We start from the raw sequence: 24,999 nt of genomic DNA, 5'->3' as shown, positions 1-24,999 counted from the left end.
TCGTGTCCTGCCTGCGGTGCCCCGCGTGGCGCGGGCGCGTAGCCGCGAATTGTAGGCGTTGGCCTTGTGCCCCGCCAAATGAAGGCGGTGCGGGGCGGCCCGAACCCCGCTTCCATGCACAATCTACGGTGCCCGATCCGTCGCTGCGACCGCAGTGCGGAAAGTCACCCTGACCGAAGACAGGGGGCGCCTCATGCGCGGGCAGCGTCGGCTGGGCGCACGCGGTGCCAGGCGGCGTACAGGGCCGGCAGGAACAGCAGCGTGAGCGCCGTGGCCACCAGCAGTCCGCCCATGATCGCCACCGCCATCGGGCCGAAGAAGGCGCTGCGCGACAGCGGGATCATGGCCAGGATCGCGGTGAGCGCCGTGAGCACGATGGGCCGGAAGCGGCGCACAGTGGCCTCTACGATCGCCTCGACCGGCGGCGTGCCTTCGGCGAGGTCGTGTTCGATCTGATCCACCAGGATCACCGAGTTGCGCATGATCATGCCGGCCAGCGCGATGGTGCCAAGCATCGCGACGAAGCCGAAGGGCCGGTCGAAGAGGAGCAGAAAGGCGGTGACGCCGATCAGGCCCAGCGGTGCAGTCAGCAGCACGATCACCGAGTTGCCGAAGCTGCGCAGCTGCAGCATTAGCAGGGTGAACACCACGCCGAAGAACAGCGGCATGCCGGCGGCGATCGAGCGCGAGCCGCGGCCGGCGTCTTCCACCGAGCCGCCCACCTCCAGCAGATAGCCCGAGGGCAGCTCGGCGCGGAGCTCGGCCATCTGCGGCGCAAGCTCGGCTGCGGCCGTCGCCGGCTGTACGCCGTCGACGATATCGGCACGCACGGTCACCGTCGGCAGGCGGTTGCGGTGCCAGACGATGCCCTCCTCGAAGCCGTATTCCAGCCGCGCGATCTGGCTGAGCGGCACGCTGCCGCCGCGGCTGGTCGGCACCGCCAGGCTGCCCAGCATCGACAGACTGGCGCGCTCTTCGGCCGGGCCGCGCAGCAGGATCTGCACCTGTTCGTTGTCCTCACGCAGGGTGCTGACCGGCGTGCCCGACAGCGAGCCCTGTAGGAACAGCGCGAGCTGGGTCGAGCTTACGCCGAGCGCGCGCGCGCGCTCCTGCTCGATCTCCAGCCGCACGATCTTGCTCGGCTCTTCCCAGTCGAGGTGCACGTTGAACAGGCCTGGGTGAGCGCGCATCCGCTCCTCCACGGCGTGGGCGTGCTTGCGGACCACGTCGATGTGCTCGCCGGAGACGCGGAACTGCACCGGGTAGCCCACTGGCGGCCCGTTCTCCAGTCGCGAGACCCGCGTCCGCACCTGCGGGAACTGCTGCGGCAGGTTCTCCAGCAGCCAGCCGCGCAGGGCTTCGCGCTCTTCGATCGAACGGGTCAGCAGCACGAACTGGGCGAACCCGGTCTGCGGCAGCTGCTGATCCAGCGGCAGATAGAAGCGCGGCGAGCCGGTGCCCACGTAGGCCACGTAGTTCTCGATGTCCTCGCGCTCGGCCAGCAGCGCCTCGAAGCGCCGAGCCTGCGCTTCGGTCGCCGCCAGCGAGCTGCCCTCGGCCAGCTTGAAGTCGACCATCAGTTCCAGCCGAGCCGAGGCCGGAAAGAACTGCTGCGGCACCAGTCGGAACAGCGCCAGCGAGCCCGCGAACACCAGCACGGTCACCGCGATCACCGTCCAGCGCCGCTCGACACACCAGGCGACCACGCCGCGGAAGCGCTGGTAGAAGGGCTTCTCGTACGGGTCGGGCGCATGCGCATGGCCGTCTTTCTTGAAGTCCGGCAGCAGGCGGTCGCCCAGGTAGGGCACGAAGACCACGGCGGCAATCCATGACACCACCAGGGCCAGGGTCACCACCTCGAAGATGGAGCGCGTGTACTCGCCGGTGCTGGAGGCCGCGGTGGCGATCGGCAGAAAGCCTGCCGCGGTGATCAGGGTGCCGGTCAGCATCGGGAACGCGGTCGAGGTCCAGGCGAAGGCCGCAGCGCGCAGGCGATCGAAGCCCTGTTCCATCTTGATGGCCATCATTTCGACCGCGATGATCGCGTCGTCGACCAGCAGGCCGAGCGCCAGCACCAGCGCACCCAGTGAGATCTTGTGCAGGCCGATGCCGAAGTAGTACATGCCGGCGAAGGTCATCGCCAGCACCAGCGGGATCGACAGCGCCACCACCAGGCCGGTGCGGAAGCCAAGCGAGAAGAAGCTCACCAGCAGCACGATGATCACGGCCTCGGCCAGCACCTGCACGAACTCGCGGATCGAAGCGCGTACCGCAGCCGGCTGATCCGAGACTTTCTGCAGGCTCATGCCGACCGGCAGGTTCTGCTGCAGGCGCTGGAACTCGTCTTCAAGGCGTTCGCCGAGGCGGATGATGTCGCCACCCCTGCGCATCGACACGGCGATGCCGATGGCGTCCTCGCCCATGAAGCGCATGCGCGGTTCGGGCGGGTCGGAGAAGCCGCGGAACACCTCGGCGACGTCGCCGATGCGGAAGTCGCGATCGCCCACGCGAAGGGCGAAGCCGCGGATGTCCTCGACGTCATCGAAGCGGCCGGACACCCGCAGACGCACGCGCTCGCCAGGGGTCTCGAAAAAGCTCGCCTCGGTCACCGCGTTCTGCTCGTCGAGCGCGCGCTGCACCTCCGCCAGTGGCAGGCCGAGCGCGGCCAGTTTGGTATTGCTGAGCTCGATCCAGATGCGCTCCTGCTGCAGGCCGATCAGCTCGATCTTGCCGACGTCAGGCACGCGCATCAGCTCAAGCTCGAGCCGTTCGGCGTAGTCCTTGAGCGTGGCGTAGTCGAAGCCGGCGCCCGAGAGCGCGTAGATGTTGCCGAAGGTGTCGCCAAACTCGTCGTTGAAGAACGGCCCCTGGATGCCGGCCGGCAGCGTCGGCCGCAGGTCGCCCACCTTCTTGCGCACCTGGTACCAGAGCTCGGGCAGGTCCTTGGAGCGCAGCGAATCCTTGGCCACGAACTGCACCAGCGATTCGCCCGGCCGCGAGTAGGCGCGGATGTACTCGTAGTTGCCGGTTTCCATGAGCTTGCGCTCGACCCGGTCGGTGATCTGGCGCGCCACTTCTTCAGCCGAGGCACCCGGCCACAGGGTGCGAACGACCATCACCTTGAAGGTGAAGGGCGGATCCTCGCTTTGGCCGAGCCGGCCGTAGGAGACGATGCCCATGAGCGCCAGCCCGAGCATGGCGTAGACCACCAGGCTGCGGTTGCGCAGGGCCCATTCGGAAAGATTGAAGCCGGTCATGGCGGCTTACTGCCCCGGGGCCAGATCGAGCGGACGGTTGTCGCGATCGACCGGACGGATCGCCTGGCCGTCGCGCAGCAGATGCACGCCGCCAGCGACGATCCAGTCCTGCGCGCTGATTCCACTGAGCACCGGCACGCTGGTTTCGCTGTAGGCGCCGACTTGCACCGTGCGCTTCTGCACCGTGCCCGTGCCCGGATCGAAGCGCAGCACGTAGGCTTGACCCTCGCTCGCCGACACCGCCGCCAAGGGCAGTTTGAGTTCGGCGGCGATGGCGCCATTCAGATACACCCGTGCGCTCTGTCCCAGCTCTACACCCTCGGTGGTGTCAGCGATGGCGACGCGCGCAGCATAGGTGCGCGAGGCGGGATCGGCCGCCGGGGCCAATTCGCGGATGCGGCCGCTGAGCGCGCGCTCGCGCTGCGACCAGAGCTGGATCTGCACGGGCTGCTCCAAGGCCACTTGGGCAATGGCGTGCTCCGGGATGGCGATGGCGACTTCGCGCTCGCCGTCCTCGGCCAGCACAAACACCGGCTGGCCCGCGGCGACCACTTGGCCGGCTTCAGCGAGTCGCTGTGCGATCACCCCGGCCGCCGGCGCACGCAGCACCGCGTAGCCGGCCTGATTGCGGGCTACTTCGAGCTGGGCTTGGGCCGCTTCGACCTGCGATTCGGTCGCTCGCAGCCGCGCCTGCGCGCCGTCGAAGGCCGAGGCGCTGGCCAGGCCGCGCTCGCGCAGCGACTGCTGGCGGGTGAATTCGGAGCGCGCGAGCTCACGCTCGGACTGGGCGGCGGCGAGCTGGGCGCGGCTGGCCTCGACCTGCAGGCCGAGATCCTGAGGTTCGAGCTCGGCCAGCGGCTGGTCGTTGATCACGCGTTCGCCGACTTCGACCAGACGCCGACGGATCTTGCCGCCGACGCGGAAGGCCAGGGCCGGCTCGTGCCGCGCGCGGACCTCACCGGCATAGGCGCTGAAGCTCGCTTCCTCCGCCTGCGGCTGCACCACGATGGCGGGGCGCACCGGGTCGGGCGGGGCGGGCTCAGAACCGCAGCCCGCCAGCAGCAGGCAGAGACTGATCAAGCTCACGCCTGGCAGCAGGGTGGCGGCGAGACGAAAAGGGCGCGAAGGCGTGTCCATGGCGAGGACTCGGTCGGAGAGCGGGGGAAGTGGGGCAGATCCTAGAATTAAAATACTGACCAGTCCAGTATTTAATTTGTCAGTGCGGCTAGACTAGACCAATGCAAGTCCAACGCTCCCCCAAAGGCCCCGGCCGACCCAAGGATCCCGAAAAGCGCGCCGCCATCCTGGATGCGGCCAAGCGCCTGTTTCCGCTGCGCGGTTTCGATGGCGTCAGCATGGATGCGATCGCCGCCGAAGCCGGCGTGTCCAAGCTCACCGTCTACAGCCACTTCAGCGACAAGGACACGCTGTTCGCCGAGACGGTCAAGGCCAAGTGCGAGGAGCAGCTGCCGGAGTCGGTGTTCCGCCCCGAGCCTGGCCGCGGTCCGATGCGTGAGCAGCTGCGTGCGATCGCGACCGGCTTTCACAGCCTCATCCTCTCGCCCGAGTCGGTGAGCTTCTATCGGATGATGGCGGCGCAGGGAGACTCCAACGGCAAGCTGGCCGAGCTGTTCTACGCCGCGGGCCCGAAGCGGATTCTGGAAGCTTTCGAGGCCTTTCTGACAGCCGCCAACCGCGCCGGCAGTCTCGATGTCCCTGACCCGCGCCGCGCGGCCGGCCACTTCTTCTGCCTCATCAAGGGCGAAGCGCACATGCGTCAGCTGATCGGCTGTCCGCTGTGTGGCAGCGATTGCGAAGGCCCCGAACACATCGAAAGCGTGTTGGAGCTGTTCCTGCGCGCCTACAGCCCGCGGGGCTGAGCCGCAAAGCTCAGGCTGCCGAGCCGACGGACCCACGCAAGCGGCCGCGATCGCGCGCCGCTCGGAACCATTGCGTGCGCCTTTGCTGCCACCGGTGGTCAGGCAGTGCGCGCATCTGCCGGCCGTGTCACAGTTGGTTGCAATCATCGAGGGTAAATTTGCCGTTAATCGCAGGCAGGCTAGGCTGTTGCCGACGCAAGCTCATCCTGATTCTGCGAATCGTCCCGCAAAGGTTTGATGCAATGAGCTTTTCAGCCTTCACTCTGCTCGCGCCGCTGGCCGTTCTCGCCCTTCTTGTGTCCAGTCTGCGCTGGGTGCCCGAGGGTCGCGCGTTCACCGTCCGGCGCTTCGGCCGCTACGTCCGCACGCTGCCGCCGGGCTTGGGCTTCGTGCTGCCGCTGATCGAGCGCGTGGGTCAGCGAGTGAACCTGATTGGCCACGCCGTCCCGCTGAATCAGGCCACAGTTCGCGGCGCGGTGTACTACCAGATCATCGACCCGCGGCAGACTGGCGAGGCGCTGGAGGCGATCGATCAGTACGTCCAGCGCACCGCCAGCGAAACCCTGAGTCGACTGACCCTGACAAACGCTGGCGTGCAGGCGCTCGATCAGCAGGTGCGCCAGCAGCTCAACGAAACGCTGGCAAGCCGCGGGCTGCGGGTCGTTCGCTGCGTTCTGCCCGCGACCGCCTAAGCTCGCAAGGCCAGCCTCGATTTGCGTCACCCCGGCGGCGTGCCGATACTTGCGCCCCCTGCAAGGCACCCTCCTCCGCTTGATGACCTCCCCCGAACTGCCCGGCGACATCGCCGCGCTCGCGCCTCGTCTGCGCGAGGGCCTGCTGCGGCTGGGCGTGGATGCCAGCGTGGCCGAGCCCCTGCTGGCCTACCTGGCCCTGCTGCAGCGCTGGAACGGCACCTACAACCTCACCGCCGTGCGCGATCCGCAGCAGATGCTGGGCCTGCACCTGCTGGATTCGCTGAGCATTCTGGGCGACGTGCCCGATGGCGCTCTGATCGATATCGGCAGCGGCGCCGGGTTGCCCGGGATTCCGCTGGCCATCGTGCGCCCGCAGCTTGAGGTCAGTCTGGTCGAGCCGGTCGGCAAGAAGGCCCGTTTTCTGCGCGAAGTCGTTCGCCAGCTGAAGCTTGCCAATGTGCGCGTGTTCGACTGTCGCGCCGAGCACGTCGATGCGGCCGGCAGCTACGACTGTCTCTCGGCCCGCGCCTTGGGTAGTCTTGCCCAGCTCATCGCCTTCGGTGGGCATCTGCTGAAACCGGAGGGTCGACTGCTGGCGATGAAGGGCCAGTGGCCCGCCGAAGAGCTGGCGGAGGTGCCCACTGCTTGGGTGCTGGAGCGCTCGCGTCGGTTGGAGGTGCCCGAAGTCGAGGGCGAGCGCCACCTGCTGGTGCTGAAGCGGGAGACGGCATGAGCGGCGACGGCGCGCATCCTGCGGCAGTGATGCAGGCGGACGGCACGGCAGCACAGCACGGAGTCGAGATGGCCCGAATCATCGCAATCGCCAACCAGAAGGGTGGCGTCGGCAAGACCACGACTGCGGTCAACCTTGCCGCGGCGCTGGCCGAGGCGCGCAAGCGCGTGCTGCTGGTCGACATGGACCCGCAGGGCAACGCGACCATGGCCAGCGGCGTCGAGAAGAACGAGGTCGCCCACACCGGCTGCGACGTGCTGCTTGAGGAAGTGCCGATCGCCGAGGCTATCGTCGGATCTTCGGGCGGCTTCGACGTGCTGCCCGGCAACACCGACCTGACCGCGGCCGAAGTGAAGTTGATGGACGCGCTGGCGCGCGAGCAACGCCTGAAGGAATGCCTTGCCCAGGTGGCCGATCGCTATCAGTACATCCTGATCGACTGTCCGCCTTCGCTGAACCTGCTGACGCTGAACGCGCTCACCGCCGCCCATGGCGTGCTGGTGCCGATGCAGTGCGAGTACTTCGCGCTGGAAGGCCTGTCGGCGCTGATGGACACCATCCGTGCGGTGAAGGCGCGGCTCAATCCGCAGCTGGAGGTCGAAGGCATCCTGCGCACCATGTACGACGTCCGCAACAACCTCGCCAACGACGTCTCCGCCCAGTTGACCCAGCACTTCGGCGACAAGGTCTTCCGCACCATGATCCCGCGCAACGTGCGCGTGGCCGAGGCGCCCAGCCATGGCCAGAGCATCATCAGCTACGACCGGGCCTCGCGCGGCAGCATCGCCTACCTGGGTCTCGCCGGCGAGATGATTCGCCGCGAGAAGCATCCTGCGGCATCCACCGAACACCATTGATCAAGGCCTGACATGAGTGCCAAGAAGCGCGGCCTGGGACGCGGCCTCGATGCCTTGCTGGGCGGCGGCAACGACCGTCCGACGGCCGAGCCGGAGCGTCTTCGCGAGCTGCCGATCGAGGCCCTGCAGCCGGGCAAGTACCAGCCGCGCAGCCACATGGACCGCGAGCGTCTGCAGGAGCTGGCGGACTCGATCCGCGCGCAGGGCCTGATCCAGCCGATCATCGTGCGGCCGGTCGCCCGCGACCGCTACGAGATCATCGCCGGCGAGCGCCGCTGGCGCGCCGCGCAGCTGGCCGAGCTGCGCGAGGTCCCCTGCGTGGTGCGCGAGAGCGACGACCACGCCGCGCTGGCGATGGCGCTGATCGAGAACATCCAGCGCGAGGACCTGAATCCGCTGGAAGAAGCGCTGGCATTGCAGCGCCTGATCGACGAGTTCCAGCTGACCCACCAGCAGACGGCCGAAGCGGTCGGCCGCTCGCGTGCGGCGGTCAGCAACCTGCTGCGCCTGCTTGAGCTGCCCGAACCGATCCGCAAGTTGGTCGAGGCGCGCCGCATCGAGATGGGCCACGCGCGCGCGCTGTTGACCTTGCCGCCCGCGCAAGCCGAGGCGCTGGCCCGCCAGGCGGCCGAAGAACAGTGGTCGGTGCGTGAGATCGAGCGCCGCGTACAGGCCATCCAGCGCGGCGACAGTCAACCGGCACCGGCGCCGAAGAAGCCCGACCCGGACATCCAGAACCTGGAGCGCGAGCTCGGCGAGCTGCTGTCGGCCAAGGTCGCCGTGCAGCACGGTCGCGGCGGCCGCGGCAAGCTGGTGGTGCAGTACTTCAGCCTCGACGAGCTGGAAGGCATCCTCGAGAAGATCCGCCGCTGACTCCTGCCGACGAGACACCGATACGTCTGCGCGTTTCCTTCAGCGCAGTGCGAGATGCGCGGGCAGCGGCCAGCCGCGCGCTTCCAGCCAGTCCTCGATCAGCCGACGCGACACCGAGATCGGCGGCGGCAGGCGCAGTTCGCGCTGCTCGATGGCTTCGATCAGCGCCTCCGGCTCGAACCAGCGCGCATCCTCAAGCTCCTCGCCGATTTCGATGCGCGCGCTCGATGCCTGGGCGATGAAGCCCAGCATCAGCGAGGCCGGGAACGGCCAGGGCTGGGAGCTGTGGTACTGGCACTGCGCCACGGCGACGCCGGCTTCCTCCATGACTTCGCGGCGCAGGGCGTCTTCAAGCGACTCGCCCGGCTCGACGAAGCCGGCCAGGGTCGAGTAGCGCTTGGCCGGCCAGCCGGCCTGGCGACCGAGCAGGCAGCGGCCCTCGTGTTCGACCAGCACGATGATGGCTGCATCCAGACGTGGAAACACCTCCAGGCCACAGTCCGGGCCCGTGCAGCGTGCGCTGTGACCGGCTCGACGCAGGACGGTGGGACGGCCGCAGGCGCCGCAGAAGCGGGCCCGTGTCTGCCACAGCAGCAAGGCCTTGGCGTAGGCGAACAGACCGCTCTCGAAGCCCGAAAGCTCGGCGGCGGCCTCGCGCAAACCCAGCCACCGGCTGTCATCCGGCACGTCGATGTCTGCGCCGACCTGGGCAGGCAGGGCGAACCAGGGGGTCTCGCTCTCCAGACCGAGAAAGCTCGCATCCGCAGGCATCACCTCACCGAAGCGAGTGCTCGGCCAATGCAGCAGACGGCTCTGCACAAGCAGGGCCCGGCCGTCGAAATCCACGCATATCACTCGCCCGCGCGCCCACGCGGCGGCCAACCAGCCGGGGTCTTCACGACGCTCGCCCGCGCGGTCCAGCGCCAGAGCGGTGAACAGATTGCGCTGGCTGCGCTCCGGGGGCAGGTTCATCGGCTGTCGGTCGCGGGCTTCAGGCCGAGAACGAGGAGCCGCAGCCGCAGGTGGTCTTGGCGTTGGGATTGCGGATGACGAACTGCGCGCCGGAGAGGTTCTCGGTGTAGTCGACCTCGGCGCCCATGAGGTACTGAAGGCTCAGAGGGTCCACCAGCAGGGTGACGCCGCTGCGCTCGACGGCCAGATCGTCCTCGGCCTGGTTCTCGTCGAACTCGAAGCCGTACTGGAAGCCCGAGCAGCCGCCGCCGGTGATGTAGACCCGCAGCTTCAGCTCGGGGTTGCCCTCCTCGTCGATCAGGCTGCGCACCTTGGCCGCGGCCGAGTCGGTGAACAGCAGGGGGGCGTCGATGGTCTGGTAGCTCGGAGCGCTGGACATGGCGGCCTTGGGGCGATTCGACGGGGTGGGCGGGAAGATGGCGGCGGAGCGCGGCCTGCACAAGCCTAAGCGAGCGCGCTTCGCCTGATGTCGTCTCCGGCTGAACGTGGGCCCGCAGCGCAGCAAGACGCTGCGGCCGCTCGCTGAAGCGACGCAGGGCTCCGCTCGAAGGCTGCCCCGCGCTGGGCGCAGAGCTCGCGCGCGGCTGGCGGGCTCAGTCGCTGGTTTCGGGGCCGCTGAGGCGCTTGGGCTCGCCGCCAATGTGAATCAAGCGGCCGGTCAACATCGAGCCGGCCTGCATCTCGACCGTGTGGTAATGGACATTGCCCTCGACCCGCGCAGCGGCCGCCAGCTCAATGCGCTGACTGGAGTGGATGTCGCCGTGCAGCTGGCCGTTCACGACCACGTGCGGCGCGCGCACCTCGCCCTCGATGCTGCCGCGTTCGGACAGGGTCACCAGCGCGTTCGCATCGGCTTCGTCGGCAAGCACCGCGCCCTCGATCCGGCCCTCGATGTACAGGCCGCCGCTGAAATGCACGTCGCCGCGAATCGTCACGCGCGGGCCGATCAGGGTTTCCACCCCCGCGCCGCTCGGGCGTCCCTGTTTGCTCTTGTCGCTTCCGAACATGGTGATGGCTCTCCTGGGTAGGTGTTCCGCGAACTGGGGTGCGACCTCGCGTTCAAGGCAAGGCGGAAGTCTTCAGCGACGCCGCGCGCCAAGGATGTCGCGCCTGCAGACCAGGCGCGCAAGTGCTTGATCCGCGGGCGCGAGTCCGGACATGCGCCGGACTCGCGCCGTCTGAACAACTGCCGGACGCAGTTGTTCGGACTTTCCTCAAGGGGTCGGTTCTGCCTCGGGCATGGCGGTTCCGGCGATGACCTCGGCCCAAGCGAAGCTGCGCTCGGCGCTGCCGGCATCGCCGTCGACGCTCACGCGCACCCGATGCGGAGTGAATCCCGTTGGCAAAAGAACGTTGCCCTCGATCTGCTGGAAGTACTTGAAGGCGAACTCGGGCCGCGGCGTCTCGGGCTCGGTCAGCTCCGACCAGCCCAGCTCGGCCATCTGCCCGCCCTGCACGCCCTCGATGCTCAGCGCGATGCCGCCGCGAGAAAGCTGGGTTTTCTTGACGTTCTGGGTCAAGGTCAGGCGGAAGCGCCAGGCACCGCTGGGCTCGGCTTGCAGGCTGAGACTGTGGATCGACAGGCCCTGGCGCTGCCCGCTGCCGCCAACCAGACGCTCGTAGAAGGCCACATCGGCCTCCAGCGAAGCGATCCGTTCGTCACGGTCGGCAATATCCTGCTGCAGCTGCTGGTTCGCCTCGCGGCTGATGTCGTCGGAGCGCTTCAGGACCAGATTGCGCTGGCGCAGGTCATCCAGCCGCGCCTGCAGGCTTTCGATCATGGTGCGCAGCTCCTGTGGCGATTCACCCTCCTGACCGCCTTCGCCGGAAGGCCACTGCAGCACGCCCCAACCGACGGCGGCCAGGGACAGCCCCCACAGCACGACCAGCAGCGGCCAGCGTCGACGCGGGCGGGCCGCATCGCGGGGAACGATCACAAAAGGACTGTCGGCACTCATTGGGGTTTGGCAGCCGGAGCGGGGTCGTGGATTATCGACGCTGACGCCGCCGATTACACGCCGACCCGGAGCTATCGCGCGACGCAAGCATGAAACCTGCATCGCGGCGCAACTGCCCGTGCGCCGTGCGTATGGGTATAGTTCGGGCGCATCCCGGGACATCTGGCGTCTCCGGCGGGCGTCTACCGTGAACGCAGCCTTGGAAAGCCATGTACGCGCAGGACGAAAGCCAGCAGCGCACCGAACTCAGACTTGCCTTCCTGCGCCATCTGCCAAAGCGGATCGAGGCCGTGTGCCGCCGTGCGCGGCGCTTCTGCGAAACCGGCTGGGACATCAATGGGCTGAGCCTGCTGCATGAGGATGTGCAGCGTTTGGCCGGCGCCAGTGGCCGCTACGGCGCGCTTGAAGCCAGTGAACAGCTGCTGATGCTGGAAACCTTGCTGGACGAGTTGGCCGCCACCGGCGGGCTGCCGGACCAGACCGGAAGCGGTCATCTGCTGACCCTGCTGGATTCGCTGGCGGCGCACGCCGGCGCCGCGGTGGCCGAGGAGTTGCCGACCAGCAACGCCCACGTCGAAGCGTCCGCGCCGCTCGCCTCAGGCGGGGCGCTGACTCCGCTCCACGCCGAAACGCCTCCGCCAAGCTATTGGCGGCGCTGGGCGGGCGATGCGCCGCCGGCGGCGGAAGCCCTGGTGCTTGCCGCGACCAGCGTCTCGCCCAAGACCGCTGACGCCGAGCCCCCGGCCGCTTCGCCGCAGCGCGGGACGGCGGGACGCGCTGCGACGCCCGCCGCGCCAACCGTGCGACCTGTGCGCAGCGCGCAGCCACCGGGACGCCCCGGCAGCGGTCGCCGCATCTATCACCTCACCGACGGTGGCGAGCTCGCCTGCGAGCTCGACCAGCGCCTCGAAGCCCAGGGCTACGAGCTGGAGCTGCTGGAATCGCCTTCGGAGCTCAAGGAGATCCTCAACGCGCTGGCGCCCGACCTGGTCATCGTCGACGCCACCTTCATGAACGACATCGAGGGCGTGGGCGCGGTGCTGCGCGCCACCCGCGAACGCACCGGTACGCGCCTGCCGATGCTGGTCATCTCGAACGAAGACAGTATCCCGGCGCGCCTGGTCGCGCGTCGTGCAGGCGCCGATGCCCTGCTGGTGCGTCCGGAAGGCGCCGAGGCGGTGATGGCCAAGCTGGCCGAGCTGCTGGTGTCGGCCGGCGAGGCCACCTATCGGGTTCTGGTGGTCGAAGATGACCGCTCGCAGGCGCTGTTCGCGGAGTCGATCCTGCGCAATGCCGGCATGGAGGTGCGCTCGGTGCACGAGGCTTTCGACGTGCTGCAGGCGATGGAGGAGTTCCGTCCCGACCTCGTGCTGATGGATCTGTACATGCCGCACTGCGACGGCACCGAGTTGACCGCACTGATCCGCGAGCGCGAAGAGTTCCTGCACACGCCGATCGTCTTTCTGTCGGGCGAAAGCGATCAGGACAAGCACTTCGAGGCGCTGTCGGCTGGTGGCGACGACTTCCTCTCGAAGCCGATCCGGCCCAAGCATCTGATCGCGGCGGTGAACAACCGGGTGCGCCGCGCCCGCGCCGTGCAGGAGCGCGCGCAGCTGCGTGATCCGCGCGACCCGGTCACCGGCCTGCACCGGCGCAGCTATGTGCTCGACCGGCTCGCCGAAACTCTGGCTTCGGACAACGTGCGTGGCCAGCCGGGCGGCCTGCTCTTCGTCGAGATCGAGGGCGCGCCGCAGCTGCGCGAGCGCTATGGCTTGACCACCCTGGAGCAGCTGCTCGCGGAAGCCGGTGGGCAGATCACCCAGGGTCTCGGCGAAGGCGAACTTGCCTGCCGCTACAGCGACGGCTGTTTCGTGGTGTCCTCGCAGGAGCGCGATGAGGCCGGACTGGAGCGCCTCGCCCAAGATCTTCGCAACGTGCTGATCACCCATCCGTTCAAGGCCGAAGGCAAGCCGATCCGCCTGCGCGCGGTGGCTGGCATTGCCTCGTTCAAGCACAACTTCGCGGACGCCGGCGCCATGCTCAATGCCGCCGAGCGCGCCGCTCGTGAAGCGCGCAGCGGCGATCGCGGCGTGCACTGCTTCGCCCCGCCCCAGCGCCCCGCAGAAGCGCAGACCAGCGCCCTGCTGAGTCTGATCCGCAACGCCATCGACACCGACGGCTTCGAGCTTCTGTACCAGCCGATTGTGGCGCTGCAGGGCGGTGACGACGCCCAGTACCAGACGCTGCTGCGCCTGCGCGATGATCACGGCCGCCTGCATCCCGCCGCTGCCATCGTTCCGCTGGCGGAAAGCGCCGACCTCATTCTCGAAGTCGACCGCTGGGTGCTGACCCAGGCCGTGCGCATGATCGATCAGCGGCGCAGCGGTGCGCGGCCTGTCCGCCTGTTCGTGAGCCAGTCCACGGGCAGCCTGCTGTCGCCGGGGCAGTCCGAATGGATCCGCGCCCAGCTGGCGGCCCGCCAGGTGCCTGGCGAAGCCCTGGTCATTGAACTGCCGCTGGAAGATGTCGAGGCCCGCGCCGATGCGGTTGAAGCCTTCTGCCGCGACTTGATGCCGCTCGGCGTGCAGTTCTGCCTCAGCCGCTTCGACGGCGAGCACTCGGCCGAAACCCTGCTCAAGCGGCTGCCTTTGTCCTTCGTCAAGATCGCGCCCAAGTACCTGGCCGCAGCGCAGACGCCCGCCTTGCGCGATGAGCTTCGCGCCCTGGTCGAGCTCGGCCACCGTCACGGCCTGCAGGTCATCGGCCAGCGCGTGGAGGACGCGCAGGCGGCGGCCACTCTGTGGATGAGCGGCATCGACTACATCCAGGGCAATCTGGTCCAGCAGGCCGCACGGGAGCTTGAGTTCGACTTTCAAGCGGCGGTGCTCTGAACGTGTCGCCCACCCTTGCGCGCCTCTTGGTGATTGGCGGTGGCGTCGCCGCCATCGTGGCCGGCCTGTTGATGCTGCTGCCGATCGGTGTGCCCGCTGCGCTGGCAGCGGTGCTTGCGATCGGCGGTGGTGTCGCCGCCGCCGCTGGCGTTCTCGGCCGCGCCAGCGCCCCGACCCCGGTGGCTGCTGCCCCGCGCCGTGAGCCTTCGCTGCAGCCGGACCCCGCCGAGTTCGCTCAGCTCAAAGAGGAACTGGCGCAGGCGCGCAGGCTCGAACGCGAGCTGTCCGAAGCCAAGCACGCGGCCGAAGCGGCCACCATGGCCAAGGGCGAGTTTCTCGCCACCATGAGCCACGAGATCCGGACGCCGCTGAACGGCATCATCCCGCTGCTCGACATCCTGCTTTCGACCCGCCTCGGCGACGATCAGCGCGATTACCTGAATACCGCGCTGCAGTCGGCGCAGCAGCTGTTGCGTATCGTCGATGACATCCTCGACTACTCGAAGCTCGAGGCGAACAAGCTCGAACTTGAGTCCGTCGGCATCAATCTGCGCGAGGTGCTCGACGGCGTCATGCGCCTGATGGACACCGCGGCCGATGCCAAGCATCTGCGCCTGTCCATGCAGATTGACCCGGCCGTGCGCCTCGCCATGCGCGGCGACCCTGTGCGCCTGCGGCAGATCCTGACCAATCTGCTCAGCAATGCAATCAAGTTCACCGATCGCGGCAGCGTCTCGCTGATGGTCAGCCGACGCGGTGAGACCCGCACCCACCATGAGATTCGCTTCGAGGTGACCGACACCGGGGTCGGCATTGCCCCGGAGGCTGCGGCACGCCTGTTCAAGCCTTTCTCGCAGGCCGATGCCAGCACCACACGCACCTTTGGCGGCACCGGTCTGGGTCTGGTCATCTGCAAGCGCATTGTTGATCTCATGGGCGGCCAGATCGGCGTCGACAGCGCGCCTGGCCGTGGCTCGACCTTCTGGTTCCAGATTCCGCTGCTGAAGGCGGTCGGCGACATGGAGGTCGAGCGCCGCGAGCTGGGCGGCTCGCGCCTGCTGCTGGTGACGGCTGACGCGACGCTGCAGCGCAAGCTCGCCCTGGCGGCCTCGAACTGGGGCGTGACCCTGGTCCACGCCAGCGGCGCCCAGGACGCGCTGTTCAAGCTGCGTGCCGCCGCCCAGCGCGCCGGCAACTGGGCGTTCCATCTGCTGCTGGTCGACTTGGCCAGCGTGCGCACTACCGCGGTGGGCCTGCATCGAAGCATTCTGCGCGAGGACGCGCTGGCCAAACTGCAGATCGTCTACCTGAAGGGCGACGAGCCGGCGCCGGCGGACCTTGCGGAAGGCGGTCGCTCGCTGCCGCTCGCGCGCGCTTTGCCAGAGCCCGAGATGCGTCGGCAGCTGGCCAAGATCATGGAAGGCGAAGTCACCGCCAGCCTGCCGGTGAGCACCGCTGCGGATGTCCACATCGAAACCGCGACGGCGCCACGCGCAAGCGCGATGGCGCCGGCGGCAGCGCCGTCAGAGCCGTCGCGGCGTGCGGCACCCGTCGCGCTGTCAACAGCGCCGGCACCTGTGGCTGCCACGCCCGCGTCCGTCGGTGACGGTGCCCTGAGCGGCCGCGCGCTTCTGGTCGAAGACAATCCGGTCAACCGTCAGGTGGCGATGCGCATCCTCAGCCTGGCCGGGCTTCAAGTCGAGGCTGCGGAGAACGGCCAGGAAGCCCTGGATCGCCTCAAGCAGGGCCGCTATGCGCTGGTGCTAATGGACTGCCAGATGCCGGTGATGGACGGCTATACCGCCGCGCGTCGGCGTCGGCAGATCGAAGCCGAAGCAGGCCTGCCAAGGTTGCCGATCATCGCCATGACCGCCAACGCCATGATCGGCGATCGCGAGAAGTGTCTCGAAGCCGGCATGGACGACTACCTGACCAAGCCGCTCGACCGCACCAAGCTCAACGCCACCCTGGCCGCCTGGCTGGCACGGTCGCCGTATCGCGAAACGGCCGCCCAGGCTGCCGCCGAACCCCCGGCAGCGACGAAAGCAGCGCCGCAGCTCGCGGTTTCCGCGCCGGCAGCGAAGCCCGCCGGCACGCGCCCGGGGCCAGCCGCCGCAGCGATCGCGCCGAGCTTCGCCACCGCCAGCGGCCCCGCCTTGAACACCGAGGTGGTGGAGGATCTTCGCGAGGTCATGGGCGTTGAGTTCCTGTCCCTGATCCGGGTGTTTCTGGAGGACACGCCGCGCACCCTGGAGCGCCTGCAGGCCGCCGCCGACAGCGGCGACACGGCAAGCCTCGTCGCCGCCGCGCACTCGCTGAAGTCGACCAGCGCCAATCTCGGTGCGCTAGACATGTCCGAGCTGGCGCGTCAGATCGAGCACGGCGGTCGCGCCGCGACTTTGGCGCAGCCGCAGTTGCTGGTGGCGCGTCTGGTCGCAGAGTTCCTGCGCGTGGAGAGCGCGCTGCGCGCGCTGCTGTCCTGAGAACGCGCTGATCCATCGAAGCCTTCCGCGCGCCGACCGGGGCGCGCCCAAGGATCGAGCAGGAACGTGCTTGATGCAGCGAGAGTGAGTCCAGACCCGCGCCGGACTCGCGACGTCCGAGCGCGGGCTTGCCCGCCGGGCGAGCGCAGTGGCGATACCTCTCAACCCAGTCTCGGCCTGGAGCGCCCCGCAAAACAGAGGGCCCGCGTAGAGCGGGCCCAGGCTGTGTTCCGCGCTGGCAGCGCCTCAGGCGCCGAGCTTGGTCTGCAGGTAGTTCTGCTCGCCCAGCTGATGAATCAGGTCGAGCTGGGTCTCGATCCAGTCGATGTGCTCTTCCTCGGACTCCAGGATGTCGGTCAGCAGATCGCGCGAGACATAGTCGCCCGCCTGTTCGCAGTGGGCGATGCCGGCCTTGAGATCCGGCACGGCCGCGTGCTCGAGCTTGAGATCGCACTCGAGAGCTTCCTTGGGATTCTCGCCAATCAACAGCTTGCCGAGCTGCTGCAGATTGGGCAGCCCCTCGAGAAACAGGATCCGCTCGATGAGCTTGTCAGCGTGCTTCATCTCATCGATCGACTCGCGGTAGGCGTGATCGCCGAGCTCTTTCAGCCCCCAGTTGTGAAGCATGCGGGCGTGCAGGAAATACTGGTTGATCGCTGTGAGCTCGTTGTAGAGCACGCGGTTCAGATGTTCGATGACCTTGCTGTCGCCTTTCATGGCGTCTCTCCCGAGGTGCGGTGGGCGACTACTCTAGCGAGGCGTTTCGAACGAGGGCGAAAGCCCAATCGGAAGCATTCTCAGCGCCTGTCAGCGCCACGAGACCGCAGCAGAGCGGCCGTCGCACGCTAGCGTTCGGAGCGGTGTTTCGCATCGGGGGAACTCACCGAGCCCGCGGCGGCAGAGCCTCACGTCCGCGCGCCGCTGGCGCGGGAGGCGGCGGGCTGTCAGCCGCCCTCAAGCCACCATGGGGAAGGGACAACGGTGCGCGTCAAGGATCTCCAGCGCCAGCGCCTTGCAGCAGCCGCAGCTGCTGCCGCAGCCGGTGGTGGCACTCAGTTCATCCAAACTCTCGACGCCACTTTGCGCGGCTTCGCGGATGGCCTTGTCGGTGACGCCGTGGCACAGGCAGACGTACATGGCGGAGCCCTGGGGGATCTGGTCGCCATTGCAACGCAAATACGAATGAGTGTCAACAACGCTCCGTGTCATCTTGGAGCCCGTTCCGAATCCCAAACGCTCCCGCGACGGCAGCTGGAACTCGCCAACACCCCGCGAGCGCTGTCAGCTGCCGGCACCCACCGGTGTGCGCCCTCCAAGCCCGGCCGCTTCGCGGGCGGCCGCACGCCGCTCGCGCCGCGGCACGGCGACGTCAGCCTCCAGCGTCGGAGGCGCCAGTGGCATCAGCGTGGCTCCACTGGCACGCTCTGCGTAGGGCGCGAGGTGCTTCAGCGCCTGCGCGTAGACGCGACGCTTGAAACTGACGACGTGCTCCAGCGGGTACCAGAAATCGACCCAGCGCCAGCTGTCGAACTCGGGGGTCTCGTATGCATCGAGCCGCACCTCGCTCTCCTGCGCGGTCAGCTGCAGCAGAAACCACACCTGCTTCTGACCGATGCACAGCGGACGCTTGCCGGGACGCACGCAGCGTCTGGGCAGGCGATAGCGCAGCCAGCCGGGCGTGGCACCGAGCAGTTCGACGTGATGCGGCTTCAAGCCCACTTCTTCGTCCAACTCCCGGTACATCGCCTCCAGCGGGGTTTCGTCACTGTTCATGCCGCCCTGCGGGAACTGCCAGCCATCACGGGTGACTCGACGCGCCCAGAACACCTGGCCGGTGGAGTGCATCAGGATGATGCCGACGTTCGGGCGATAGCCGTCCGGATCAATCACGGGACGGGGCTCCAAACTCAAGATGCCGGGGACTGTGCCACACCGGCAGGAAGCGCCACAACACGCGTGCCGCGAAGGGCTGGCCGTTCCGCGGTCAGCCAAGCTGCAGCGACACGCGCGCCGCGCACCAGCCCCCGTGCTTGACCCCGTGCAGATGCGCGCGCAAAATGCGCGGCCCTTGGGCGGGCTCTGTCTGTCCGAAGGCCCGTGGCTATGTAGCTCAGCCGGTTAGAGCACAGCACTCATAATGCTGGGGTCGGTGGTTCGAGTCCACCCATAGCCACCACTTCGATGCGTCGGGAAGTTTCAAGAAAACCCAAAAGCTCAACGAAACCGCGCACTTGCGCGGTTTTTTGTTGGTCAAGACGCGTCATTACGCGTCAAGATGCAGCATCCCCATGGGGGTAGCGATGGGGGTGCGGCAGGGGTACAAGGAGGTCAGTACCCCCAAGAGCCCCCGACATGCCCGCCAAGGTACCCCCACTCAGCGACCTGCGCTGCCGTTCCGCGAAGGCGGATCCGACGGGAAAGGCCCACAAGCTCTTCGATGGCGGCGGCCTGTTTCTGTTGATCAGCCCCGCGGGCGCCAAGCACTGGCGCTTCAAGTACAGGTTCGCAGGCAAGGAAAAGCTGCTCACCTTTGGGCCGTATCCCTCGGTCACCTTGGCTGAGGCGCGTGAACTTAGGGACCAGGCTCGACAGCAGCTGCGCGCCTCCATTGATCCAGCGGTTGCACGGCGAATCCGCCAGATCGAGGCGACGACCTCGGCATCCAATACATTGGAGGCCATTGGCCGCGAGTGGCATCAGAAGCAGTCGAGCGGGTGGGCAAGCAGCCACGCCGACAAGGTCCTGATACGCCTCGAGAAAAACGTCTTCCCGGTCTTGGGATCGCTTCCTATCCAGAGCATCACTACACCAGCACTCCTGTCCACGCTCCAAACCGTCGAGCGTCGTGGAGCGCTCGATACGGCCCGAAGAATTCGCCAATACCTGGCCCAGATCTTTCGGCACGCCATCCAGACCGGGCGCGCCGAACGCAACCCTGCCGCAGACCTGGTCGGCGCCACCGCGGTACCGGTCTCGCACAAGTACGCATCGATCCGTGACCCTCAGCTGCTCGGCAGACTGGTTGCAGATCTCGATGTCTACGAAGGCTCGAACATCACCCGTGCCGCGCTGCAGCTGCTACCGATGCTGTTTTGCCGACCGGGCGAACTGCGCGGCATGCGCTGGGCAGAACTGGATCTCGATGCGCGCCTTTGGCGCATTCCGCCGGAGCGGCAGAAACTGCGCAAGCGCACCAAGCAGTCCAACCGCGTCGCTGACTTCATCGTGCCCCTTCCGAAACAGGCGGTGGCGGTGCTGCAAAGTCTTGCGCCCTACACCAAGGGCTTTAGCGAGTTCGTCTTCCCGAGCGAGCGCAGCCGCGATCGACCGATGTCCGACGGAACGTTCAGCGCCGCCTTGCGCCGCCTCGGCTACGACTCTTCCATCATCACGCCTCATGGCTTCAGGCACACGGCCTCAACCATGTTGAACGAAAGCAGGCGCTGGTCGGCCGACGCAATCGAAGCGCAGCTGTCGCACGCGGACCCGAATTCGGTACGAGGCATCTACAACGGCGCCAAGTACTTGAAGGAACGCGAGCAGATGATGCAGGCCTGGGCGGATCACCTAGAGCGTCTGAAGCGTCAGCCGTCCCGCCGCAGATCGAGCAAGGACTGAGGAGGCCCGGTCGCAGATCTCTGACGCAACTTGCGCGGCCGCGAGGCGGCTTGATCGTGGAGCTCCCCAACAAGGAGCGCCGCCATGAGTCACCAACGCCGGTTCCGCAAGCCCCTGCTCACCCACTACCCTGTCCTGCGCCTGCCGCTGCAGATCTTGGGCTTTTGCCTTTCGGTCCCGAGCCACGCGCCCGCTGAAGCGTCTGAGGCAAGCCTTCGCCCGCTCGGCGTCGAGCTCGGCTCAGCCATTGAGGACGTCCGATCGCGCCTCGATGAGGTAGGTGCTACCTGCGAAGAAAGCACAAGCGCAGTGGCACGGGGGCCTTTGCTGAGTTGCAGCGGCGAGTTCGAGCTGGTGGGCCTGCAACAGGCGCAGTTCCTGTTCTCGGCCAGGGGGCGCCTTGAGGGCGTGGTACTGACCTTGCCCAAGGAACGCTGGCCTGCGGTGAACAACGCGTTGGCGGGGAGGTACCGTCTTGAGCGCAGTCTTGAGCCGTTCGTGGGCGACAGATCGAGCCACTATCGCGGCGCCGATGGTCGAGTCATCGCCGAGGCGCCTCACATGAGTTTCGAGATGTCAGTCACCTATGCGACCGAGTGGCTGCTGCGAGCAGCGGACGATCACAGTGCGACATTGAGAGCAGAGGCCCGCCGCAAGGATGCGGCGGGCCTCTGACACCTGCTGCCTAGCTAGATCCTTCCGCTAGCGGTTCTTCTCCATCCACGCGGCGATCTCCGTGGAGATCCAGGCGACAGCCCTGCTTGCAACGGGGCGACGACGAGGAAACCGGGACGCACGCTCGAGCCGATCGAGCGTGCTCCTGGATAGGCCGACGAGTTCAACGACCTCGGCAGCGCGAAGGAAACGGTACGGAACATTGGGCATGTTTGCTCTCCTTGCTTGGATGGGTGGGTGAAGCAACGACAATACTCAGGCGTTGACAGCCACTGGATTTGCTGGAATGCCCCCGATTTCGACGAGATATCGGGAAGTCCATCCTGCAAGGGGGCGATTTGGCTCGTTGTCCTGCTTCCCTGTCGGAAGCGCAGGCCCAAGAACTTGACGCCTGCAGGAGTAAGTTGATGGACGGTGGGACACCCGAGCTCGAAGTCATCGAAGGGGATCGCTGCGCGACGATCAGGCGACTCATCGGGGCTCTGCTGAGGGGAGAGGACGCCGAGCTCGAATCAGGGCTTCGGAGGCTTGAGCAGCGCGCGGCACTCAGGGTCGTTCCGCCTCCGACCACGTCAGATAGCTGACACGTTCGCTCGCGCGGGTGGGCACTCGGAGCCCAAGCTGCGAGTGCGCCTGTGATGGCCCGCAGCGGTTTGCCTCATCGAGCTTTTCGCGCAGCTACCGCGTGTGCTCAACTGAACGTCAACGCGTCAGAACACGTCAAGACGCGTCAGGACGCGTCAGTCTTGGCGAAGACTTGCGCGGGCGGCGTTAACGGTTGTAGCTTCGGCCACGCAGCATGCCCCGCCCCGGCATTGAAGGGGCACATACGTTGGGGGCGACAGCGACGCTGTCGCCAAACATCGGAACGCTGGGGCTCAAGATTCAGAGTCTCGGCTACACAGCTTTGGTGGGCAGTTCACTATCGACTGACCCGCCCCCCCGGGAATGCATCAAGTGATGGATTCCGATCCTTCTGACCGCAGCTGAAGGCTTGCGGTCCACGTTTCTGTGACGCCCCTAGGGCTCGCGGATCAACGCGTGCTTGGACCGTTCAACGTCTCGCAGTGAGAACGCGGAGCCTTCCGCGTACCAGTGCCCAACACACGTCATGGGCCCTTCCACGTCAGCCGACTGAACCATGCCCTTTGCGGGCAGTGCGTATCGCAAGAGTGACGCACACCGATAAGCCAGCGTAGAGCCAGAAAGACCAAGGCCTCCGCGTCCCGGCGAAACAGTGATGCCCGCGTCTCCCAGCGGGCCAGCATCTAAACGCGGCTTTAGCCGAACCCATCTGAAGTCCAGCTCCCCCTTTTAGGGGCGCCCTCTTGGCCGCCTTGCGGCGCCGCTGCCCCCTTGCGACGGGCGGGACAGGCAGGGCCCGTTACTCAACCTGACGCGAGGTCGCGCCGGGGCTGGATGTGCCGCCTCCCATGGGAACGAGCGGCTTGAGTCGTCGGCGCGACCGCTCTTCCCCGAACTTGCCATCCAAGAGGAACAGAACGTGAGCCGGAAAAGCAGACTGAAGGCTGGGCTTGACCGCAAATTGATCAAAGCGGGCGGTGCGCACCTGACCAAGGAGTCAGGTCGGCGATTCTCGCGGTGCTTCACCAGGGTGATGCAGATGCTCGGCTTCACCCACTTGTTGGAGCCTGAGCAGATCATGGTCAAGCACATCGTCGCCTACGTGGAATTCCGCAAGAAAGAGGGCATCGCGACCCGAACACTGCAGAACGAGGTCGCCCATTTGCGGAAGATCCTGCGCCTGAGCAACCGCTCGCAGCTGGCTGACAGCAGCGAAATCAACAATGCCGCGCTTGCACTGTCAGGTGGCTCACGGAAGGGGACCAAGCAGCCCATGACCGCGGAGCGACTGCTTGAGCTTCAGATTCTCGCCAAGCAACAGGACAGGCCCGGTATGGCCGCGCTGCTTGGGTTGGAGTATCACCTCGGCCTGCGTGGCGCAGAGGCAATCCACGCTTGCACTGACACGCTGATGCGCTGGCGGCAGGAGCTCTCAGCATCCTCAAGTATCCGAGTGCTCGCCGGCACAAAGGGTGGGCGGCCTCGCGATGTCCTGATCTTGCATCCACTGGCTGCTGCATGGGCGATTTTCGCAGCGCTTGAGGTCTGTCAGTCACAAGGCGGGTTTCTGGTGGTTAGGAAGGACGGCTCGCCAGCAGGCGGGCTCAAGCAGGCCCGCAGCATCTACCACGCGTGGGCTCACCGGGCTGGCGTCGAGCCGCATTCGGCACGTTACGCCTTCGCCGCGAATCAGATGCGGGAGTACCTGCGTCGTGGCTACTCGGAGCGCGAGGCGCTAATCGCGATCAGCCATTCGCTCGGGCACGGCGACGGGCGTGGTCGTTGGGTGCGCTCGGTCTACCTGCAGATTGCAACCGGCCCGGCATTTGACTCAAGGCCAGAGGTGCAGGCATGAGCCTGCAGGATCGAGACCTCATGGCGCCGGCGCAACCTGTCGCGGCATGCGATCACGGTGCGCATGCCGTTCTGGTCGGGCTCGACATCGGCATCAGCACGACCAAGATCGCCCACCAAATCGGGCTCGACGGCGAGCCCGTTGTCCACCGCCTGCCCTCGCGTGCCTTGCCCATCAACAACTCGCAGCTGCTCGCGATTGGCGGGGGAGTGCGCCCGTTCGACAGCACGGTACTGGTCCATCAGCAGCCGTGGATGGCCGCCATCAACTCGCCCTTTCTGGGCCATAACCACAGCCAAGATGACAAGCACTTCGAAGAGTCGCCGGAGTGGCTGGCCCATGCGCGTGCGGCGCTCGCGCGGCTTGAGCAACCTCGGATCAGCGAGTTGGTTGTTGGCATTCCGCTGACGCATCTCCTGATCCCCGGCCGTCGAGAGCTTGCCTCGACAAGGCTGCTCGGGATGCATCCTTTGCACGACGGCGGTGGCATCGAAATCGAGCGGGTCACCGTAGTGCCGAGCTCGATGGGCGCGCAGATCCTGTGGGACATCCAGTTCAGAGTCTGCAGCGGTCGCATCATCGACGTAGACGCACCAGTGCTGGTCATCGACTGCGGACACCGCACGGTCAGCTGGATGCTGATCCGCGGCCACGCGATCCAGCGGCACCTCAGCGCCGAAAGCGCAGGCGCCGGTGCGAGGTTACAGCGACGCGCCCGCGCCTTGTTGAGAAAGCAGCTCAAACAGAAGGTCAGCGTTGCTCGCATGGAGTGGCGCTGCCGACAAGCGAACCGCTGGATGGACCTCGGCAAGGCCACGATCAACCTCGACGCCTACCTGCAGGAGGCAAGCCTTTCGATCGTCCCCCGCGCGATCGAAGCGCTTAAGGCCTCCCTGAAACCCCACAAGGACAGCCTGCACAGCATCGTGCTCACCGGCGGCCTCTCCAAACTCTTCGCGCCCGCGATCACGGTAGCGTTCCCCCACGCCCTGATCGCCTGCCTTGCCGATCCCACGACGGCGAACGCGCGGGGCTTGTTGCAGATTGCGCGTCGTCTGCACTCACCGGAGACTGACTGACATGCCAAAGCTCTACCTTGGCAAGGACCCCGTAAGCGCCGCCCTGCGGGCTTTCCTCGAGCCAGCAGATGGATCCAAGCCCGACGCAGCGCAGCAGCGCTACTGGCTGCTGCTGGGCGCCGTCGTAGAAGCAGCAGGCTACTGCTGCAGCGTACGCAGTGATCGGACGGCGGTGTTGGTGCCGCCGCTGCCCGCCACGGCAGGTAGCCGAATGGAGCCTGGCACTCACCCGCTGCTGATGCCGAGCGGCGCAGATTGCGATTGCGCCCGTACGGAGAACGCTCAGGACGTCGCCACGTGCGAAAGCATCGGGCCAACAGAACGCAACGCCGCCGTGCGAACTCCAGCAAGGCAACCCCTGCCATCAGCTGATCTCGTGGCATCGATTCTTGCCAGCCTCGGCCAGTAAGCGGCCCGCCGCCGCTTGCTTGAGCGGGCTTCAGGTTCGGGTGTCGGAAACGCCCCCACGACGGTGAACTGCCGGTAGTTTTGGAACCACCGGTTCGTTGAGTGCCCCCGGGTGGATTGACGCTTCGATCTGTGGCTACTGTTCGTTGTCCCAGCGTGACGGACTTCACGTGGCTTCGG

Annotated in this window: 21 protein-coding genes, 1 tRNA gene and 1 pseudogene; 13 read left to right on the top strand and 10 right to left on the bottom strand. The window is 66.9% G+C overall.

The features are described 5' to 3' along the window. Nucleotides 1–191: 191 nt before the first annotated feature. Together H4O13_14870 and H4O13_14865 are read right to left on the bottom strand one after the other, a co-directional pair. The gene (locus H4O13_14870; GenBank protein MBE5316671.1) at nt 192–3,257 is read right to left on the bottom strand and encodes an efflux RND transporter permease subunit; all 3,066 of its coding nucleotides are present in this window, start codon (nt 3,255–3,257) and stop codon (nt 192–194) included. Between the two features lie 6 nt (nt 3,258–3,263). Continuing rightward, nucleotides 3,264–4,394: an efflux RND transporter periplasmic adaptor subunit gene (locus H4O13_14865; protein ID MBE5316670.1), complete on the bottom strand. Its 1,131-nt coding sequence runs from the start codon at nt 4,392–4,394 to the stop codon at nt 3,264–3,266. Nucleotides 4,395–4,495: 101 nt separating this feature from the next. Between H4O13_14865 and H4O13_14860 the strand changes: the two genes are divergently transcribed. The 5 genes from H4O13_14860 (at nt 4,496) to H4O13_14840 (ending at nt 8,295) form a co-directional block, all read left to right on the top strand. Beyond that, nucleotides 4,496–5,137, top strand: coding sequence for a TetR/AcrR family transcriptional regulator (locus tag H4O13_14860; GenBank protein MBE5316669.1), 642 nt, complete (start codon nt 4,496–4,498; stop codon nt 5,135–5,137). Nucleotides 5,138–5,379: 242 nt separating this feature from the next. Next, on the top strand, nt 5,380–5,829 hold the full coding sequence (locus tag H4O13_14855; protein MBE5316668.1) for a hypothetical protein: 450 nt from the start codon (nt 5,380–5,382) through the stop codon (nt 5,827–5,829). An 82-nt stretch (nt 5,830–5,911) separates the two neighbouring features. Continuing rightward, complete coding sequence (gene rsmG / locus H4O13_14850) at nt 5,912–6,565, top strand: 16S rRNA (guanine(527)-N(7))-methyltransferase RsmG (GenBank protein MBE5316667.1); 654 nt, start codon at nt 5,912–5,914, stop codon at nt 6,563–6,565. Nucleotides 6,566–6,633: 68 nt separating this feature from the next. Then, a complete protein-coding gene (locus H4O13_14845; GenBank protein MBE5316666.1) occupies nt 6,634–7,422 on the top strand; it encodes a ParA family protein in 789 nt (262 codons plus the stop codon). Between the two features lie 12 nt (nt 7,423–7,434). Next, nucleotides 7,435–8,295, top strand: a complete 861-nt coding sequence (locus H4O13_14840) for a ParB/RepB/Spo0J family partition protein (protein ID MBE5316665.1) — start codon at nt 7,435–7,437, stop codon at nt 8,293–8,295. Between the two features lie 39 nt (nt 8,296–8,334). Here the strand turns inward: H4O13_14840 and nudC are convergent, their stop codons facing one another. From nudC to H4O13_14820, 4 genes are all read right to left on the bottom strand, one after another. Then, entirely contained in the window at nt 8,335–9,267 is a 933-nt protein-coding gene (nudC, locus tag H4O13_14835; GenBank protein ID MBE5316664.1) for an NAD(+) diphosphatase, read from the bottom strand. A 19-nt stretch (nt 9,268–9,286) separates the two neighbouring features. Further along, entirely contained in the window at nt 9,287–9,646 is a 360-nt protein-coding gene (gene erpA / locus H4O13_14830; protein MBE5316663.1) for an iron-sulfur cluster insertion protein ErpA, read from the bottom strand. 214 nt (nt 9,647–9,860) lie between these two features. Continuing rightward, entirely contained in the window at nt 9,861–10,274 is a 414-nt protein-coding gene (locus H4O13_14825; GenBank protein MBE5316662.1) for a polymer-forming cytoskeletal protein, read from the bottom strand. Between the two features lie 207 nt (nt 10,275–10,481). Continuing rightward, the gene (locus H4O13_14820; GenBank protein ID MBE5316661.1) at nt 10,482–11,204 is read right to left on the bottom strand and encodes a hypothetical protein; all 723 of its coding nucleotides are present in this window, start codon (nt 11,202–11,204) and stop codon (nt 10,482–10,484) included. Nucleotides 11,205–11,434: 230 nt separating this feature from the next. Here H4O13_14820 and H4O13_14815 point away from each other — a divergent pair, with 230 nt between their 5' ends. Beyond that, nucleotides 11,435–14,116: an EAL domain-containing protein gene (locus H4O13_14815; GenBank protein MBE5316660.1), complete on the top strand. Its 2,682-nt coding sequence runs from the start codon at nt 11,435–11,437 to the stop codon at nt 14,114–14,116. A gap of 71 nt (nt 14,117–14,187) precedes the next feature. Beyond that, nucleotides 14,188–16,599 carry a response regulator gene (locus H4O13_14810; protein MBE5316659.1) on the top strand — a complete coding sequence of 804 codons (2,412 nt, stop codon included), beginning with the start codon at nt 14,188–14,190 and terminating at the stop codon, nt 16,597–16,599. Nucleotides 16,600–16,845: 246 nt separating this feature from the next. Here H4O13_14810 and bfr read toward each other — a convergent pair whose 3' ends face one another. The 3 genes and pseudogenes from bfr to H4O13_14795 form a co-directional block, all read right to left on the bottom strand. Next, nucleotides 16,846–17,316 carry a bacterioferritin gene (gene bfr, locus H4O13_14805; GenBank protein ID MBE5316658.1) on the bottom strand — a complete coding sequence of 157 codons (471 nt, stop codon included), beginning with the start codon at nt 17,314–17,316 and terminating at the stop codon, nt 16,846–16,848. Nucleotides 17,317–17,553: 237 nt separating this feature from the next. Further along, on the bottom strand, nt 17,554–17,736 hold the full coding sequence (locus tag H4O13_14800) for a (2Fe-2S)-binding protein (protein MBE5316657.1): 183 nt from the start codon (nt 17,734–17,736) through the stop codon (nt 17,554–17,556). A 68-nt stretch (nt 17,737–17,804) separates the two neighbouring features. After that, nucleotides 17,805–18,489: pseudogene (locus H4O13_14795) on the bottom strand (RNA pyrophosphohydrolase). Between the two features lie 209 nt (nt 18,490–18,698). Here H4O13_14795 and H4O13_14790 point away from each other — a divergent pair. From H4O13_14790 to H4O13_14780, 3 genes are all read left to right on the top strand, one after another. Continuing rightward, nucleotides 18,699–18,775: transfer RNA gene (locus H4O13_14790), tRNA-Met, on the top strand. Nucleotides 18,776–18,951: 176 nt separating this feature from the next. Beyond that, nucleotides 18,952–20,217, top strand: a complete 1,266-nt coding sequence (locus tag H4O13_14785; protein ID MBE5316656.1) for a tyrosine-type recombinase/integrase — start codon at nt 18,952–18,954, stop codon at nt 20,215–20,217. A 354-nt stretch (nt 20,218–20,571) separates the two neighbouring features. Beyond that, nucleotides 20,572–20,892 (top strand): hypothetical protein, encoded by a 321-nt coding sequence (locus H4O13_14780; GenBank protein MBE5316655.1) that lies wholly within the window; start codon nt 20,572–20,574, stop codon nt 20,890–20,892. A 27-nt stretch (nt 20,893–20,919) separates the two neighbouring features. Here the strand turns inward: H4O13_14780 and H4O13_14775 are convergent, their stop codons facing one another. Continuing rightward, nucleotides 20,920–21,102, bottom strand: a complete 183-nt coding sequence (locus H4O13_14775; protein MBE5316654.1) for an AlpA family phage regulatory protein — start codon at nt 21,100–21,102, stop codon at nt 20,920–20,922. Between the two features lie 1,294 nt (nt 21,103–22,396). Between H4O13_14775 and H4O13_14770 the strand changes: the two genes are divergently transcribed. From H4O13_14770 to H4O13_14760, 3 genes are read left to right on the top strand one after another with little or no spacing between them, the layout of a single operon-like run. Then, a complete protein-coding gene (locus H4O13_14770) occupies nt 22,397–23,332 on the top strand; it encodes an integrase domain-containing protein (GenBank protein MBE5316653.1) in 936 nt (311 codons plus the stop codon). Further along, a complete protein-coding gene (locus tag H4O13_14765) occupies nt 23,329–24,411 on the top strand; it encodes a ParM/StbA family protein (protein ID MBE5316652.1) in 1,083 nt (360 codons plus the stop codon). The genes H4O13_14770 and H4O13_14765 overlap by 4 nt, the downstream gene beginning before the upstream one ends. Before the next feature lies 1 nt (nt 24,412). After that, complete coding sequence (locus H4O13_14760; GenBank protein MBE5316651.1) at nt 24,413–24,820, top strand: hypothetical protein; 408 nt, start codon at nt 24,413–24,415, stop codon at nt 24,818–24,820. The last annotated feature ends 179 nt before the right edge of the window (nt 24,821–24,999 follow it).

This window comes from Lysobacterales bacterium (genome assembly GCA_014946745.1).
Classification (GTDB): Bacteria; Pseudomonadota; Gammaproteobacteria; order Xanthomonadales; family Xanthomonadaceae; genus Aquimonas.
The sequence above is the reverse complement of the archived record's forward strand: the minus strand, read 5'-3'. Positions and strand labels throughout refer to the sequence as shown.

Excerpts from the sequence above, each read along its gene's own strand:
- H4O13_14870 (MBE5316671.1), bottom strand. The coding sequence starts at position 3,257 with ATGACCGGCTTCAATCTTTCCGAATGGGCCCTGCGCAACCGCAGCCTG.
- H4O13_14865 (MBE5316670.1), bottom strand. The coding sequence starts at position 4,394 with ATGGACACGCCTTCGCGCCCTTTTCGTCTCGCCGCCACCCTGCTGCCA.
- H4O13_14860 (MBE5316669.1), top strand. The coding sequence starts at position 4,496 with ATGCAAGTCCAACGCTCCCCCAAAGGCCCCGGCCGACCCAAGGATCCC.
- H4O13_14855 (MBE5316668.1), top strand. The coding sequence starts at position 5,380 with ATGAGCTTTTCAGCCTTCACTCTGCTCGCGCCGCTGGCCGTTCTCGCC.
- rsmG (MBE5316667.1), top strand. The coding sequence starts at position 5,912 with ATGACCTCCCCCGAACTGCCCGGCGACATCGCCGCGCTCGCGCCTCGT.
- H4O13_14845 (MBE5316666.1), top strand. The coding sequence starts at position 6,634 with ATGGCCCGAATCATCGCAATCGCCAACCAGAAGGGTGGCGTCGGCAAG.
- H4O13_14840 (MBE5316665.1), top strand. The coding sequence starts at position 7,435 with ATGAGTGCCAAGAAGCGCGGCCTGGGACGCGGCCTCGATGCCTTGCTG.
- nudC (MBE5316664.1), bottom strand. The coding sequence starts at position 9,267 with ATGAACCTGCCCCCGGAGCGCAGCCAGCGCAATCTGTTCACCGCTCTG.
- erpA (MBE5316663.1), bottom strand. The coding sequence starts at position 9,646 with ATGTCCAGCGCTCCGAGCTACCAGACCATCGACGCCCCCCTGCTGTTC.
- H4O13_14825 (MBE5316662.1), bottom strand. The coding sequence starts at position 10,274 with ATGTTCGGAAGCGACAAGAGCAAACAGGGACGCCCGAGCGGCGCGGGG.
- H4O13_14815 (MBE5316660.1), top strand. The coding sequence starts at position 11,435 with ATGTACGCGCAGGACGAAAGCCAGCAGCGCACCGAACTCAGACTTGCC.
- H4O13_14810 (MBE5316659.1), top strand. The coding sequence starts at position 14,188 with ATGCTGCTGCCGATCGGTGTGCCCGCTGCGCTGGCAGCGGTGCTTGCG.
- bfr (MBE5316658.1), bottom strand. The coding sequence starts at position 17,316 with ATGAAAGGCGACAGCAAGGTCATCGAACATCTGAACCGCGTGCTCTAC.
- H4O13_14800 (MBE5316657.1), bottom strand. The coding sequence starts at position 17,736 with ATGTACGTCTGCCTGTGCCACGGCGTCACCGACAAGGCCATCCGCGAA.
- H4O13_14785 (MBE5316656.1), top strand. The coding sequence starts at position 18,952 with ATGCCCGCCAAGGTACCCCCACTCAGCGACCTGCGCTGCCGTTCCGCG.
- H4O13_14775 (MBE5316654.1), bottom strand. The coding sequence starts at position 21,102 with ATGCCCAATGTTCCGTACCGTTTCCTTCGCGCTGCCGAGGTCGTTGAA.
- H4O13_14765 (MBE5316652.1), top strand. The coding sequence starts at position 23,329 with ATGAGCCTGCAGGATCGAGACCTCATGGCGCCGGCGCAACCTGTCGCG.
- H4O13_14760 (MBE5316651.1), top strand. The coding sequence starts at position 24,413 with ATGCCAAAGCTCTACCTTGGCAAGGACCCCGTAAGCGCCGCCCTGCGG.